Source organism: Paenibacillus silviterrae (genome assembly GCF_030167925.1).
Lineage (GTDB): Bacteria > Bacillota > Bacilli > Paenibacillales > NBRC-103111 > Paenibacillus_G > Paenibacillus_G silviterrae.
The window spans coordinates 1104141-1118894 of sequence record NZ_JASKUT010000002.1; the positions used below are offsets into that span (position 1 = coordinate 1104141).

Annotated in this window: 11 protein-coding genes; 7 read left to right on the forward strand and 4 right to left on the reverse strand. The window is 48.7% G+C overall.

Translation table 11 applies throughout. The features are described from left to right. Positions 1-215 precede the first annotated feature (215 nt). Positions 216-674 carry a PCYCGC motif-containing (lipo)protein gene (locus tag QMO62_RS28055; protein ID WP_284645798.1) on the reverse strand — a complete coding sequence of 153 codons (459 nt, stop codon included), beginning with the start codon at positions 672-674 and terminating at the stop codon, positions 216-218. Positions 675-866: 192 nt separating this feature from the next. Between QMO62_RS28055 and QMO62_RS28060 the strand changes: the two genes are divergently transcribed. The 7 genes from QMO62_RS28060 to QMO62_RS28090 all read left to right on the forward strand — a co-directional run bounded on the left by QMO62_RS28060 (position 867) and on the right by QMO62_RS28090 (position 10174). Then, on the forward strand, positions 867-2078 hold the full coding sequence (locus QMO62_RS28060) for an MFS transporter (protein WP_284645799.1): 1212 nt from the start codon (positions 867-869) through the stop codon (positions 2076-2078). 345 nt (positions 2079-2423) lie between these two features. Beyond that, positions 2424-4028 (forward strand): extracellular solute-binding protein, encoded by a 1605-nt coding sequence (locus tag QMO62_RS28065; protein ID WP_284645800.1) that lies wholly within the window; start codon positions 2424-2426, stop codon positions 4026-4028. A 16-nt stretch (positions 4029-4044) separates the two neighbouring features. Then, a complete protein-coding gene (locus QMO62_RS28070) occupies positions 4045-4968 on the forward strand; it encodes an ABC transporter permease (RefSeq protein WP_284645801.1) in 924 nt (307 codons plus the stop codon). A gap of 35 nt (positions 4969-5003) precedes the next feature. Continuing rightward, positions 5004-5843 (forward strand): carbohydrate ABC transporter permease, encoded by an 840-nt coding sequence (locus QMO62_RS28075; protein ID WP_284646703.1) that lies wholly within the window; start codon positions 5004-5006, stop codon positions 5841-5843. A 91-nt stretch (positions 5844-5934) separates the two neighbouring features. Further along, positions 5935-8169, forward strand: coding sequence for a helix-turn-helix transcriptional regulator (locus QMO62_RS28080; protein WP_284645802.1), 2235 nt, complete (start codon positions 5935-5937; stop codon positions 8167-8169). A 393-nt stretch (positions 8170-8562) separates the two neighbouring features. Continuing rightward, positions 8563-9558: a zinc-dependent alcohol dehydrogenase gene (locus QMO62_RS28085; protein ID WP_284645803.1), complete on the forward strand. Its 996-nt coding sequence runs from the start codon at positions 8563-8565 to the stop codon at positions 9556-9558. Between the two features lie 235 nt (positions 9559-9793). Beyond that, positions 9794-10174 carry a helix-turn-helix transcriptional regulator gene (locus tag QMO62_RS28090; RefSeq protein ID WP_284645804.1) on the forward strand — a complete coding sequence of 127 codons (381 nt, stop codon included), beginning with the start codon at positions 9794-9796 and terminating at the stop codon, positions 10172-10174. Positions 10175-10256: 82 nt separating this feature from the next. On the opposite strand, the gene QMO62_RS28095 is transcribed toward QMO62_RS28090, so the two are convergent. From QMO62_RS28095 to QMO62_RS28105, 3 genes are all read right to left on the reverse strand, one after another. Beyond that, positions 10257-11681 carry an ABC transporter substrate-binding protein gene (locus tag QMO62_RS28095; RefSeq protein WP_284645805.1) on the reverse strand — a complete coding sequence of 475 codons (1425 nt, stop codon included), beginning with the start codon at positions 11679-11681 and terminating at the stop codon, positions 10257-10259. A gap of 146 nt (positions 11682-11827) precedes the next feature. Next, positions 11828-12376, reverse strand: coding sequence for a GNAT family N-acetyltransferase (locus QMO62_RS28100; protein WP_284645806.1), 549 nt, complete (start codon positions 12374-12376; stop codon positions 11828-11830). Positions 12377-12537: 161 nt separating this feature from the next. Further along, a complete protein-coding gene (locus QMO62_RS28105; RefSeq protein WP_284645807.1) occupies positions 12538-14724 on the reverse strand; it encodes an alpha-galactosidase in 2187 nt (728 codons plus the stop codon). Positions 14725-14754 lie beyond the last annotated feature (30 nt).

Below are 14754 nucleotides of genomic sequence, written 5' to 3' on the forward strand. Positions count from 1 at the left end.
GTTCCTTGAAAATAGGACTCATTTGCGAGTCAGTGGGAAAATAGCTTCAGCGCGAGTTTTGGATTGCCGTCATTTCCATATAATCTAATCTATTGACGGCAACCAAGTGTTTGAGCTTAGGCTGAAGGTATTTTCCCACGACCAACGATAAGATGGTCATATTTTCACGGACTTATGGGTCAGCCCCTACATGATATCCCGATAGGAAACGCTTCTTAAACGGGCTTGGGAGTTGGGGTCGGCTTGGCATAGCCTGTCTTGTAGTTTTGATCAATCATATCCCGGATTTCTTTAGCTGATTTGCCGTCCTTCAGCATGCGTGCCGATTCCACCGCAATATTGAGACAGACGCCGCAGCGGGTTCCATGATCATCCCATACGACGGACCCGTCCGGGTTGATTTGTTGAACGAAGCAGTTCATGTTGCTTTTATGCCCCGCACTCTCGCCGCAGCCGCAGTAGCATGGAATCCATTGAAGCAGCTCCGTGCTTAAACCCGCGATTTGATAGGCCAAACGGACTTGGTCCGGCTGCTTGTCTAAAAACGTCGGAAGTGCCTGGATCGAGGCTGTTTTTTCCTGGATATCGTGATTGGCGTGATTGTCGTGCCCTTGCTTAGCCGATTCTTCGCTGCTGCATGCGACCAGTGTCGCTAAGGATAATCCGATCGCCATTAGTTTGAAGGAAGTTTTCAACAAAGCTCACCTCAGCATTGGAATGGCACTACTATAACACAGGTCGTCCGGCGAAATCATAGAAAATGCGAAATGTTCACGAATTGCACAAGAAAAAGAAAAGCCACCCTAAGGGCATTCTGTGCTAAACTGTTGGGGTATATCAAGTTACGAAAAAGGATGTAGATCCCCTTGAGTTATTCTTGGAAGCGTAATTTGGCGATGTTGTGGCTCGGTTCTTTTCTGGTCAGCATGGCCTACTCCATTTCATTTCCCTTCCTGCCGATATTTCTTCAGAACGATCTTCATATCACAGAGCATCTGGAAATTTGGACGGGGATCATCTTCGCCGTTACGTTCCTGGCCAGCTCATTTATTGCTCCCTTCTGGGGCTCCTTGGCGGATAAATACGGGCGTAAGCTCATGATGCTCAGGGCGGGTCTATGCTTATCCCTCGCCTATTTTCTATACTTTCTCGTCCAGACCCCCTATGAGATGTTATTTGCAAGAATCCTGGAGGGTCTGCTCGCGGGATATATTCCGTCGGCAATCGCCTTGGTAGCCACCCAAACGCCGGAGAAGCACGTCGGCTATGCATTAGGGATCATCTCCACAGCAGGTGCCTCCGCTTCCGTGATCGGCCCCTTATTCGGCGGCGTTGTCAGCCATTGGGCTGGACCTCGTGAAACCTTCTTTGTGGCGGGCGTGATGGTGCTTGCAGCGTTCGTCATCGCCTTCCTTTGGGTGAAAGAGCCTCAGTTTGTTAAATCGGAGAAGAAGCGATCTTCGGTCTGGAGTGACCTTAAGGAAGCAGCAGCGAATCGAAACCTAATGATGATTTTGCTCTTGATTTTTATTACCTCCACCTCCATCATGATTGTCGAGCCGCTGCTGACGATCTATGTGATTCAGCTGGGCTCAAGTGAATCATCCGCATCCTTGCATTCAGGCATCATTTTCTCCGCAGTGGGAATAGCCACATTAATTGCCGCACCGGTCTGGGGAAAGCTCGGCTCACGACTCGGTAACGGGAAAGTACTGTTTATCGGACTTCTCGGCGGAGCCGCGGGTAATGTTCTGCAGATCGCATTCACTCACTTGGTAGGCTTCGGGGTGTTGAGGTTTGTCTATGGACTATTTTTTGCAGCGGTATTTCCGGCTTTAAACGCATCCATTGTCGAGAATACACAACCTGAGTTCAGAGGCCGCGCTTTTAGCTTGAATCAGACTGCTAATCAGCTGGGTCTCGTCATCGGGCCCCTTCTTGGAGGCGTCCTGGGCAGCTTGCTTCCCATTCCATACATTTTCCTGATTAATGGAATACTGCTCTTCGTAGTGGCGATGCTGATGAAGCTCCCGCAATTTGCATTTTACAAAGCTCGTATTAAGGAGATTTCTTCATAAGCTCCTTATAGTAACTGCGAAACGTTCCTCCCCATTACGGGCCTATCATGTGGAGGAATCGTATCGCTTCTTTTTTTTGCCGTCCATGTAATGTCCGACCCGGATCATCTCATTATTTTCTACCGCCTTAGCATTTTCTACATCAACCAAAACCTAGATATATCAAGGGTTTCGGTCATGTCAGATATGCTAAAAAGCGAAAATACGAAGCAAATATAAAACGCTTTCTTTACGTTGTGATACGTACCTACTATATTCGAATCAGGTGCTGACGATACAGTCTACCCCCCGGTAGCACGACATACGATCAGCTTCTTCGCTCCAACAATCTAAGGAGGTATACAAATGAAACGTAAATGGGTCAACTCCATCATGACGGCATCACTTGCTGCTGCAGTAGCTGCAGGCTGCAGCGGCGGCAACACAGCGAAGGAACCTGCCGGAGGAACCGGTCCTTCCCCTGCACCGGCAGCGCCTGCTGCAAATTATGGGGATACCGGAGGTCTGAAGCTTCCTATCGTTGATAAGCCTACAACGCTTACTTGGATGCTTCCCAGTGATAATACGAATTTGAATGATTCTATGGTAGTGAAGGAAATCGAGAAGCGTACAGGCATCAAGCTTGATATTCAAGCCTACTCCTCTCAAACCTATAAGGATAAGCTGAAAGTCGTCATTGCTTCCGGCAAGCTCCCCGATATTTACCATGGCCAAACGGTCTCGGAATTGAACAAGATGGGGGCTCAAGGCGCCTTAGCTCCAATCAACCCTTATTTGAATGAACTGCCTAACTTTAAGAAGCTGTACGTCGACAATAAAGAAAACAACTGGGTCATGAAATCCTGGTCGGACGACAAAAACAACATGTATTCCTGGCCGATCTACGGCTTGCAGCGCGATGTGAACCACGGTTTCTTGTACCGTAAGGATATTTTCGATAAACATGGAATTAAGGAATGGACGAACACCGAGGAGTTCTACAACGCGCTCAAAAAGCTGAAAGAAGCTTATCCACAGTCCTATCCTTACGCGTCCAAGACGAAAGAAACGATTTTCCGCGATTGGTCCTATGGTTGGGGACTCGGTGGAACCAGCTTCCCTGCAGCCTACGATGAAAAATCGAAAAACTGGGAGCTTGCTTATACGCAGCCTGAGTTCAAAGACATGCTCGACTTCATGAAAAAGCTGTACAACGAAGGACTGATGGACCCTGAGTTCGTCACGGACACCGATGCATCGTGGACTGCCAAGATGACCTCCAGCAACAAATCATTCGTTACCTTTGACTGGATCGGCCGTCTCGACTCCTTCGCCAATCAGGTAAAAGCACAAAATCCGGAATACAACCTCCGGTACGGCAATCCGGTAGGTCCAACCGGTAACATTCGCAGTCTCCCGAAAATCGATAACTGGGGTATCGTCGTTTCCAATAGCAAAAACAAAGAAATTGCTCTCAAGCTGCTCGATTACTTAACAAGCCCTTCCGGCTCCACTCTCGTTACCATGGGGATTGAAGGCGAAACCTTCAAAATGGAAAACGGAAAGCCGGTATATCCTGAGCTGAAGGACCTCCCGCTGATTGACATTAAAGCGCTCGATAAGAAGTACGGCATGTGGATCGAAGGTATGTACCTGCGTCCGGACAAGCGCAGTGTGTATTACACCTTTACGGAGAAGGAGCAGGAAGCTCAGGATAAGATCATGAAGGGTAACAAATTCGAGCCCGCCGACCCGGTTCTGAAGTTTACTGACGATGAGACCAAAACACTCGCTGAGATGAAAGTATCTCTGGAAAAAGCCGCCAATGAATTCGCAACGAAATATATTATGAAGAAGGAATTCGGCGACGCTCAATGGAAGGAATGGCTGCAAAGCGCAGATAAGCTAGGCGCAGCAAAGTTTATCGACGCTTATAACGCAGCACAAAAACGTTACGATGATACCAAGTAAGCAAGGGAGCGCTCCGATGCTTCCAACCAGAGGGCTCTCAGCGACATGGCGGCATATCAGACGGGATCGGCAGCTGCTTCTTTTATTCCTTCCTTGTATATTGTTTTTTATTATCTTTCGTTACGGCCCGCTCTACGGGATGATCATTGCCTTCAAGGATTACAATGTGTATCAAGGCATTCTTGACAGCGAATGGGTCGGGCTGAGGCACTTTGAGCGATTCTTCGATAGTCCTGATTTCTGGTTATTGTTTAAAAATACGTTTCTACTCGGGGTATTCACCCTGGTATGGGCATTTCCTTTTCCGATTCTCTTTGCCGTGCTTCTTAATGAGGTACGTCATATGGCCTTCAAGAAGACGGTCCAAACGTTCAGCTATTTGCCGGCCTTCCTGTCCGTGGTTATCGTCAGCAGCATGATTATTGATTTTCTCTCTCCGACCCATGGTCTGATTAACCAGGTATTAAAGCTGATGGGCTTTGACGGAATTTATTTTCTTGCTGCGCCGGAATGGTTCCGGACGGTGTACGTTTCCACCGAAATTTGGCAGCATATGGGCTATGAAGCGATCATCTATCTGGCCGCTATCGCAGGCATCGATCCTACCTTATATGAAGCGGCTAAAGTAGACGGAGCGACACGTACGCAAATGATGAGATACATCACCTTGCCGAGCATTATGCCGACGGTCCTCATCATGTTTATCATTAAGGCGGGCGCTATGTTCCGGATCGGTTACGAGAAGGTGCTTCTGCTTTATAATCCGATGACTTATGAGGTCGCGGATGTGTTCTCCACTTACGTTTATCGTAAAGGTCTGCTCGAAACCAACTACAGCTACGCTTCTGCGGTCGGGATGTTCGAAGCTCTGATCGCTTTGGTTATGCTGCTGATTTCGAATCTGATTAGCAAGAAGGCGGGAGGGAAAGGACTATGGTAATACGTCACAGAAGTTCTTCCGGCACAGGGTTCACGATGTTCGATGCCCTCCTGGTCTTTCTTTTAGGTCTTGTGGCGATTGCGACGGTTTACCCCGTTCTGTATATCATAGCCATTTCGTTCAGCGACACGGCCAGCATTGTCCAAAATCAAGTGTTTCTGTGGCCTAAGGGCTTCAACATGGACGCCTACATTCAGATTCTGCAGGATCCTAGAATTCCAAGAGCTTATCTGAACACGGTGCTTTATACCGGCGTGGGAACGGCGATTAACCTGCTGATGACGGCAGTTGCAGCTTATCCGTTGTCGAGGCCCGGCTTTTTCGGGCGGAAATACTTCATGATTGCGATTGTGCTGACCATGTTTCTGAACGGCGGGATTATTCCTACGTATCTGATCGTCCAGAAGCTCCAGCTGATCGATACGATATGGGCGCTTGTATTGCCCAATGCGATTTGGACCATCGAGCTACTCATTCTCAAGAGCTTCTATGAATCGATGTCCGCATCGCTTCGCGAGTCGGCTGTTATGGACGGAGCTTCGGAATACCGTATTTTGTTCAGCATCATTATTCCATTATCCAAACCGGCGCTGGCATCCATCGGTCTGTTCTACTTCATGGGGCATTGGAACAGCTTCTTCCTACCCATGATTTATTTGAACGATTCCGATTTGTATCCGCTTCAGGTTGTGCTTCGGGATATGCTCATCTTCGACAGCGCCAAGGAAACGGGGATGGCGGAGCACGCGGCGCTTACGCCACAGGCTATGAAGAATGCAACGATCTTTTTATCTATGATTCCGGTGCTTATCATTTATCCGTTTGCGCAAAAATATTTTGCCAAAGGAATTATGCTCGGTTCTGAGAAGGGATAATTCAGCAGTTGGTCGAATTACACATAAGTATTAGACCGATGAACTATTCCAGGACGTGGTGGTGAAGACTCGCATGCCAATGCTCAGAATCATGGCCAGTAAAGGAATGCTGCGAATCTTTTGTGCGCTGCTTCTTGTTGTCGTCATCATGTTTCTATCGAATTATATTGTTTATAAAAACTCGATTCAGAGCATTTATAAGCAAGTGAGCGAGAATAATAGGCTTGTGGTCAATAACGTGATTCGCTCGTTCGATAACAGCTTCAAAAAAATAAATGATATCATTTATTCCGTACAAATGCTGCCTTACAATGCGTGGGATGAGATTGATAGCGGGTCGATTGATATGCATGACGCCTATATGATGCAGAAAAATATCGGCACTTTAATCTCCTCCGTCAACTACATTGAGGATGTGGTTGTTTTTCACAAAAACTCTTCTTTGGCGATCACATCCACCGGCACCATTCATTTACCTGAGCTGTTTGCAATAAAGTACATTCATCCAATTTATAATGCTGAGTACTGGTACTCCCTTGCTTCCTCCGAGCACCCGCTCAAGATAATGCCCACACAATATTTCGGCAGAAAAACGGCGGGCGCGGAGGCGCCGGGAAGGAAGCTTCTCACGGTACTCGGCAACAATCAGATCTCCGAGCTGAACATTATGGTGTTCATCGATTTGCAGAAGCTGCTTAGTGAGGTAAACCAAATTTCTATGATGCAAGGGACCTCCCTGTTCCTTCTCGATGAGAATCAGACCATGATTCTTAACACAGAGGATGATTGGAATATGGTTGGACTTCTGAGCGACCTGAGAATCGACGCAGCCCAGGAATCCACGGTACAACGTAAGGATTATGAATACTACGTGTTTAAGTCCGAGTATAACGGCTTTACTTATATCAATAAGTCCCCAAGAGAATTTGCCAATCTGGAAGCCGTCTCTACAACCAATCAATCTATTATGCTGGTGTCGATCCTAAGTGCGATCGCCCTCTCTCTCTTATTAAGCCATTTCTTATATAAGCCGGTGCAAAATATCCTCAAGCTGTTTGGGGGGCGGCTGGGCACGGGCCCCGACTACCCCAACATTAAACGGGAGATTCTCAGATTACAGGAAGCAAATGACGAGGCACAGCGTCGGCTCGCATCAGTCCATGAGGACATGCGCAGGAACTACTTCCTGAGGGCGCTGGACGATTACTCGGATTCGCTGGAGTTTGAGCTTCATGGCCGTTCCTACTTTGGGGAGCTGATTCCCTTGGGACAGTTCATTATGCTGTCGATCACTTTTCGACCCCAAGAGGATCAAGTGAAGCATTCCCATGTAACCCCGGATGAGCTTCTGGATTGTTTGCAAACAGGCCTAAGCCAGCGGCTGGAGCATGTCGTCCTGTTTCATGAAGCCGGCCTTACCTTCATCGGGCTCATCAGCCTACGCCAGGCATCTCATAAGGAAAACGCGATGAACCGGGTTCGCAGCTTCCTTGTGAGTCTGCAGAACGAGTCGTTTCATGAATTGGGTATCATTGCAGCCGCCAGCCGGGTTTATATTTCGAAGATTAGCAATTTTCGTCTTGCCTACAAGGATATTGTTCGCTGCTATTCCGAGCGGAATCTGATGGATGAGGGTCCCTTGTTTGACATTCAATCGATACGTCCGTCATTCCGAGTGCACTTAGCCCCTCAAGAAATCGAAAGGCTTTCCTATTCCATCATGACGGGAAATAAATCCGAAGCGGAGCGGCTCGTATCGGAGATGCTGGACGCCAACCTGGAGCTGGATATCCAGTATCATCAGCTGTTATCGATTGCAGAAAGCATCTTCTACGGCATGATGAAGCATTTTTCTTCATCTACTCGCCTCCCTGCGCAGCAGCAGGAGCTGGAAGCCACGTTCAGGAGAAAGCTGGAGCTGGCCGTTGACTTCAAGACGGTCCGAGAGCTTCTGGTTGCCGCGGCCCGCACCATTGCTTCGCAGCATGAGGAGACTCAGACCAATAAGCTGAATCGTGCGGCGATTGCCGAATACATTGACAAGCATTACATGGATAATCTCCATTTGGACCATATGGCGGAGCTGCTGGAGACAAGTCCGAAGTATTTTTCCAACTATTTCAAGAAGCAATTTGGAGTTAATTTCGTTGAGTACTTGAATAAAGTGCGCTTGTCCAACGCGTCCGAATATTTAAGAAAAACCGATCTATCCATTACGGAAATCGGAGAACGGACCGGATATCTGAATGCGACAACCTTCACCAGTACCTTCAAAAAATATTACGGAGTGTCGCCAAGCGAATATCGTAAAAATCCGGCGATGTAAAAACTTCTCTCGATTAATTCTGAGTTATAAGAAAAGCTCCTATCGAAGCCCTTTCAAAGTAGTGCATTCGTGTCAATAAGGTAGCTTTTCTTGAAACATCAAAATCATTGAGCTCCGCTCAAAACTTATAAATTCTGATGTTATAAGAAAAGCTCCTATCGAGGCCCTTTCAAAGTAGTGCATTCGTGTCAATAAGGTAGCTTTTCTTGAAACATCAAAATCCTTGAGCTCCGCTCAAAACTTATAAATTCTGATATTATAAGAAAAGCTCCTATCGAAGCCCTTTCAAAGTAGTGCATTCGTGTCAATACGGTAGCTTTTCTTGAAACATCAAAATCCTTGAGCTCCGCTCAAAACTTATAAATTCTGATGTTATAAAGAAAGGACTTCATCATGAAGACAGTAGCTGCACAGCATGGACATATACTCGTCCTGGATAAAGAGCCCCCTGCTCTCCTGCCGGGGCATGTGATCGTTCGTACGGAATTTTCGGCAATAAGCCCAGGGACGGAGCTCTCCATGGCCAAAGCCTCTAAGGAGAGATCTGTCTACCTTGGTTACAGCGCCGTTGGCATTGTGCAGGAGGTCGGCGACGAAGTGCAGGGCTTACAGCCCGGTCAGCGAGTAGCATGCTATGGCGCTCCTTATGTTCATCATGCGGAGCTTATGTCGGTGCCGGCGAATTTGGCGGCGGCGGTACCGGAGCATGTTCGACCTGAGGAAGCGGCGTTAGCAGGCTTGGGAGCCATAGCCGTCCATGCACACCGAATCGCCGACCTTCGTTTCGGGGAATCCGTTGTCGTAGTAGGGCTTGGTATCTTGGGCAATTTGATTGCCCAGATAGCGAATGCCGGTTCGATGGTTACGTACGGCTACGATCTCAATCCCCATCGCACGTCGCTTCTGCAGAACTGCGGTGTCCGCCATGCATATGGCGAGCGCGAAGCGTTAGAGAAGCAGATTGCTGAGCAAAGCCGCGGCGTAGGCGTCGACTGTGTGATGTTATGCGCCAGCGGCAGCGGCCAAACGCTGATCAACGACGCCATGCATTGGCTGCGTGATCGCGGCAAGGTTGTCATTGTAGGCGATATTACGGCCGAATTCTCCCGCAGCCTAATGTTTCAGAAGGAAGCTCAGGTGCTGATCTCGCGTGCCGGTGGACCGGGAAGATATGATGCGTCCTATGAGCGCAACAATCAGGATTACCCAATCGGTTACGTGAGATGGACGGAAGGACGGAATATCGGCGAGTATGTCCGGCTGCTTGCAGACCGACGCATTCAAGCGGCGCCGCTTCTCACTGGAACTTATCCGCTGGAACAGGCACAAGAAGCTTATGCCGGTTACAGTAAGGATGGCAACATCATCGGAACATTACTTCAATATTAAACACAGCCTGACGGAGTTTTCTCCGGAGGGCTGTTTTTGTTGCGGCTTGACCCCATGAAGAATGTTGATTAAGATAAACTAGGATTTGTTCAATCCACCATTGAAACAATTGGAGTAAGTAAGAACATTTTTCTACGGGATCAGAATACATTCGGGAAGAATGCAATTGAGTTTTCTCCCTGTTGTGAATTTTCAACATAGTTCATTATGATCAACAATGTAAAGGAGCCTCTGCATGGATGCATCTAGTAAGCCCAACAATTTCTTAGTCAAGCAAAAGGCGTTTCTGAAAATGTACCTGTTTACTCTCATCGAACGGGATGAGTTGTATGGCTTACAGTTCCAGGATACCTTCGAGGCTGAGCTGTCCAAGCACGGTTATCGCCCCTCCCACTCCGATATCTATAAAATCCTGCATGAAATGTACGCGTCTGGATGGGTTACCCGAACCGAGGAGCTCCGCTCGAAGGACAAAGACGGATTCCAAAAGGTCATTTACTACCGATTTACCGATGAAGGGCGCCAGCAGGCCCAAGCTTATAAGAAGCTGATGAAAGTCGAGCTTGAGCGGTGCATTGGACTTCTACAAAAAGCCCTGCAGGATAATTACTCCTAAAGCCAGCCCCATTTATTGAAGCATATATTGCTTCAATAAAAAAAACCAGATCGGAGACTTGAACCGATCTGGCTTACGCACATTATTTGGGAGCTCCTGCTCCTTTTTCTTTCTCTTCCATATCCTTCTGCTGCTGTAAAGCAGCGGTCAATGCTTCTTCCCCTTTTTGCTGCATTGCTTGGAGAGCATCCTCTATACTTTTCTTTCCATCAATTGCGGATTGAATTTCCGTATTGGCTGTGCCCATGAATGTGCTATAGAAGCCTTGCGGTATTTTCTCCGTATCTTTGTACAACTGCTCGCTAGGCTTTAACAGATAAAAGGGTTCCAAGCTGCGGCCGTTCTGTTCCTTTGCGTGCTTAGTTCGGGTTACCAGACCCGTGGAGGATTTCGACTGAATGCGCGCCATTTCGTCGCTATTGATGTATTTGACGACTTCCCACGCTGCGCGAATATTCGGGGATGACGCTTGGATCGCGTATAGGTTGCTGACATTCACCGTGTTACTGACATCGGGATGCAGGGGATCAACCGGAACCGTCACGATATCCCAATTGACCGACGGGACATCCTTCAGTATTTCCTTGGCGCGCTCGAGCTGATCCATCAGATATGACGATTCTATGGTCATGGCCGCATGGCCCGCGATGAACGGATTCTGCTTCAGGTAGCTGTCGAACATGACCGGCGCTTGCGAATTCGGCTCATTTTTCGGCTGATACAGTGTGCCTGACTTCATGGCATCTACTGCTAGCTGCATCGCTCGCTTCCAGCCGTCTGTCTGTAAGGTGACCTTCATCGAAGCCGGGTCCACAAACGTAAGTCCATGGGTCATGCCGATAGCACTCAAATACGAGAAGGACATACTGTCTCTAACATAATGGTATGCACTTAGCCCGTAAATCCGATCCTTCTCATCCCCTTGCGTAGGGAATCTTTTGGCCAGCGCCAGCAGATCCTCCCATGTCATCTGGTTTTTCGGATAAGGGACTCCATGCTTGTCGAACAGATCCTTATTATAGTAAATCGCCTGGCTGTAGAAGTTAGGCGTAAGCGCATAGAGCTTGCCTCCCCCTTTGTTTCGAATTAACTCTACTGCAGCGGGGATTATATTCTCAACATCAAACTTATCTTGCTTGATGACTCCGTCAAGCTCATACAACAAGCCTTCTTGTACATATTGCTCGTAATCCGAAAGGTTATTGATGAGCAGTATATCGGGTTTTTGTTCCTCCATAAGCTTGCGGAACTCTTTTTTGGGATCCTTGCCCGGACCATAAATGCCCTGATTGCTAATGACCTCAATATCGATATTCGGGTATTTGGCCATCAACAGATTGCCGTATTGCTGAAAAAAGGCCGTTCTATCATAGTACAACACCTTCACGGTTGCCTTCTCATCCTTGCCCAGCTCCTTAAGCGCTTGTGAGGAGGGCTTCTCTTCCCCCATACCACAACCGCTTACCATGGTTGCTGCCGTCAACAGCGTGATCCCCAGCTTTTTCATTCGTTGCTCTCTCTCCTATGAATCTATATTTTGGCATTTCCAATTAGAAGACGAGAGAAACTGTATAAATGTTCCATTACTTTGATTTATTACTGGTAATAAATCACACTTTTGTCAGCATAACAAGAAAAAAGCCCAGGATGCCGCTATTTCGCCAGCCCCCAAGCTTTTTTATGAAAATGGGTGATATGCCGGAACAGCTCCTTACCTTCTTCAGGCACTTTGCTCCCTTCCCGCAGATGAAGATACATCGCCTGATAAGGCTCCGGAACCCAGATGTATTCGTGGACATACTCGGTTAGCGTGAACCCGGCCTGTTCCCAGAAGCGGCGACGAGCAGGATTCGTTTCTCCCTCGTCCGACTCGATTTCCAAGAGCATACCCTTCATTCCCTGCTGCACGGTCCATCCTTTAAGCAGATTTAAAAATCGCTGCCCGATCCCTTGTCCCCTCAGCTCATGCCGTACAGCAAGATAGTCAATCAGCAATGCATCAATCTCTGTGATTGTCGCGGAAATTGCCATCGCCTGAACTTCATTCCTTTCCACAGCAAGATGAAGGTAACCAGCATGCTGTTCAAGCAGCCGCCGTATGATAAGATCACCTTTTCTTCCCGTGGGAAAAGCTTCCCGGTAGATCGGCTCCGCTTGCATCCAGCGTTCCGGATCCCAGTGATTCATAGTGACAAGCTTCATGAACGGACTCCTTCGATTTAGATAAGCAGGCTTTATTGATAGGCCGTTGATAACGCATCATGTTGTTGACCTTCTTTATCATACACCGAATTCAGTAACAAAAGAAACATCCCCCTGCGAACACTCTCATGCCCGTTCAGGCGGATGTTTCCTCTGAAGGCTTAGATTGCTTTAAAGCGGAAAAGCTTGCTGTCAAAATCGCCATGCTGCCTCAGCAGGCTAATCCCCGCGTACATCAGCTCGTCCCCGCCATAGATCTCTCCCGTTTCCGTATCCCGGTAATCCCGTTGCGGATCAAGGCCCTTCAGCTTTAATCGGCTTAACGGCTCATTCGGCTCCGCAAGCACCCGGAAGCTGCAAGCGAGCACATCTTGACCGTCCTCGGAAACAAACATCCAGGCGGCATCGTTTTGCTCGAAGGGGCTCAACAAGCGATAAAATTTTCCATACTGTACAAATTCACGAAGCTCTTTATAAAGAGCCACCTGCCGCTTGGCGAGCTCCCTTTCCTCCGGGGTAAAGGTGCTTACATCCAGCTCGTATCCGAAGTTCCCGCTCATCGCTACATCGCCGCGCATTTTCAAGGAAGTGACTCGATGCACCTGATGATTGGGAACAGCAGAGACGTGAGCTCCCATGCTGCTAATCGGATACACGAGGCTGGTGCCGTATTGTATCTTCAAGCGTGTCACCGCATCCGTGTTATCGCTGGTCCAGGTTTGCGGCATATAATGAAGAATGCCTGGGTCGAAACGGCCGCCGCCGCCCGAGCAGCTTTCGAACAATACATCCGGAAAGGACGACGTTACCCGTTCCATTACATCGTAAAGCCCCAGCATGTACCTATGGGCCGTCTCTCTTTGACGTTCCGCAGGAAGCAGTGCCGAACCGATCTCCGTCATATGACGGTTCATGTCCCATTTCACATAGCTGATCGGCGCTCCGGATAAAATCCTCGATACCGACGCAACAATATAATCACAGACCTCCGCGCGGGATAGGTCGAGAATCAGTTGATTGCGCCCCTCACTGCGGGGACGGTTCGGCACATGCAGGCACCAATCCGGATGCTTGCGGTACAACTCGCTGTCCGGAGAAATCATCTCCGGTTCGAACCACAGACCGAACTGCATCCCCTGTTTCCTAACCCGCTCTACCAGATCCTCCAGACCGTTCGGGAGTTTTTTCCGGTCCACTACCCAATCGCCCAGTGAAGAGCGATCGTTGTCCCTTCGGCCGAACCAGCCGTCATCCAGCACGAACAGCTCAATTCCCAGCTCACTGCCTGCTGCAGCGATCGCTTCGATTTTATCCGCATTGAAATCGAAGTACGTCGCTTCCCAGTTATTAATCAGAACTGGTCGAGAAGAATCGCGATACTTGCCGCGGCACAGCCGGGTACGGTACAGGTCATGGTACGTGTGCGACATCCCAGTCAGTCCGGTTTGGGAATATACCATGACAACCTCGGGCGTTTGAAAGGACTCTCCTGCCTCTAGCAGCCAGCTGAAATCAAACGGGTTGATTCCCATCGATAAGCGAGTGGTATGGAACTGGTCCACCTCAACGGATGCAAGGAAGTTTCCGCTGTATACAAGACTGAAGCCGTATACTTCACCGGTTTCCTCCGTGACTCCCTTCCCTAGCAGGGCGATAAACGGATTTTGTTGATGGCTGCTTGCCCCGCGACGACTCTCAATCGATTGCGTCCCCGAACGCAGCGGACGGGTTTCCACGTACCGTTCTCTAGCCCATGCCCCGGACAAGTGCAGCAAATCATATTGGTCATGCGGAAAATCGACACTCATGCTAAGGGCGCGCTGAAGACGAAGCGGCTCTGCACCTTGATTAGACAGCTTCGCGCTCCGAGTCACCACATTTCGCTTCGAATACGCCGTGTACGAGAGAATCACTTGCAGGCCGGATAGCTTGTCCTCGAGCACAATGTCCAGCGTATCCGCTTCTTCCTCCCTTTCCACATAGGTAGAGGGTAGCCCGGGCAGCGCCTTCTTGCCGCTTTCAATCGTGTGCGACACATACTGAAGATCGGTAATCGTCGTACCGTTCTCCAGCTGCACCTGATATGCCGGCTGGCGATAATCGGAGTTCCCGTACCCTGGATATTCCAAAGGAATCGTGTCTAGGGACAAATTTTGATTCTTAGGATCATAAACCGGCGAGAATGCCCGCTCTCTAGCGTGCACCGTATGGGCCGCCTTCAAGGAGCGCAGCTTCGGCCCCCAATATACGTGACCTAAATGGCCGGACGGAAGCACGTGCAATACATAGCTCATATCTCCCGCCCGCAAATGAAATAATTGCTGCTCCTGATCATATAGAATGGACATAGTAAGCTTTCACCTCTAGAAAAGATAAGA